The sequence below is a fragment of the Psychroflexus sp. MES1-P1E genome (assembly GCF_002836055.1).
In the GTDB taxonomy this organism is placed as follows: domain Bacteria; phylum Bacteroidota; class Bacteroidia; order Flavobacteriales; family Flavobacteriaceae; genus Psychroflexus.
In genome coordinates, this window is record NZ_PJBS01000305.1 from 1 (window position 1) to 1,058 (window position 1,058).

Sequence of the window (1,058 nt, forward strand, 5' to 3'; positions counted from 1 at the left end):
GCTAGATACTTGATAAAGATATCGTTTCATAGGTTCAATACTCTTCCCAAGCTAATGCTTTAAAGCATTAGCTTGGATAATTAACAATAAGCTTAAATAGAAGGGATAGCGAGTTTTCGGCTAGATACACAAAAAGTGATATCGTTTCATAGAAATCCCACCCTTCTATAATTTTCTTAGAATCTGAACAGTACCTAGATCCTATAGCACAGAGATCGAATCAAATGCGAGCAAAGATGATAAAGAGAATTTCAGCTTTAAAAAATAGGATATGGAAAAGCGCTTAAAACAAAGTTTAGGTATTGATGTTTCAAAATTGAAGTTATCATTGTCTTTAGGTTTTCTTACAGGTAAACTAGAGAAAGAGTTTATCTCACATGAAGATGTTTCCAATGATTTGTCTGGCTACAAAACGCTTTTAAAATGGCTAAAGAAATGAGTTGATAGCAGTGTAGATTTTTTGATAGTGATGGAAGCTACGGGAGTTTACCACCAGGGTATTGCCCATTATTTACATTCTAAGGGCTATGCTGTTTGTGTGATGCAATCAGGTAGAGTAAAGCGCTATGCGCAAAGTTTAGATCAACGTTCAAAGACCGATGCTCTAGACAGTAGAATGCTGAGCATGCTTGGTTTGGAACGAACTATTCGTCTTTGGCATCCACCCAGTGAGGAGTTGCAGCAATTGAAAGGATTAAGCAGGGAGCGCAGTTCTTTGTTGAAAGATAGAACAACAGAAAACAATCGCCAGGGAGCAATCGATTCAGGAGTTTATAGAAATTCCAAAGCTTTGAAAAGGCATAAGAACAGATTAAAGCTTCTCAATGCTCAGATAGAATTAATAGAACAAGAAATGCAAGAATTGGTATCTAAAAACAAAGAGCTTAAACGGAAAATGGACTTTCTGATTAGTATACCCGGTATTTCATTTAAGTCAGCAGCTACGGTAGTAGGAGAGACCTTAGGATTTGAATCTATAGTTAATACAAAACAACTAGCCAGCTATGCAGGTTATGATATCATATTAAGAGAGTCCGGCAATTTTAAGGGTAAGACCA

Annotated in this window: 2 protein-coding genes; both read left to right on the plus strand. The window is 36.5% G+C overall.

Features of this window, described 5'->3' with window-relative positions; all coding sequences use genetic code 11:
• The first annotated feature begins 271 nt into the window (after positions 1-271).
• Positions 272-439: a hypothetical protein gene (locus CXF67_RS18260; protein WP_180957958.1), complete on the plus strand. Its 168-nt coding sequence runs from the start codon at positions 272-274 to the stop codon at positions 437-439.
• Positions 440-469: 30 nt separating this feature from the next.
• Positions 470-1,058: IS110 family transposase (locus CXF67_RS09930; protein WP_257984655.1), on the plus strand; the 589-nt coding region annotated here is incomplete at its 3' end.

What these genes read in the sequence shown, in the direction of transcription:
- CXF67_RS18260 (WP_180957958.1), top strand. Translation starts at nt 272, where the DNA reads ATGGAAAAGCGCTTAAAACAAAGTTTAGGTATTGATGTTTCAAAATTG.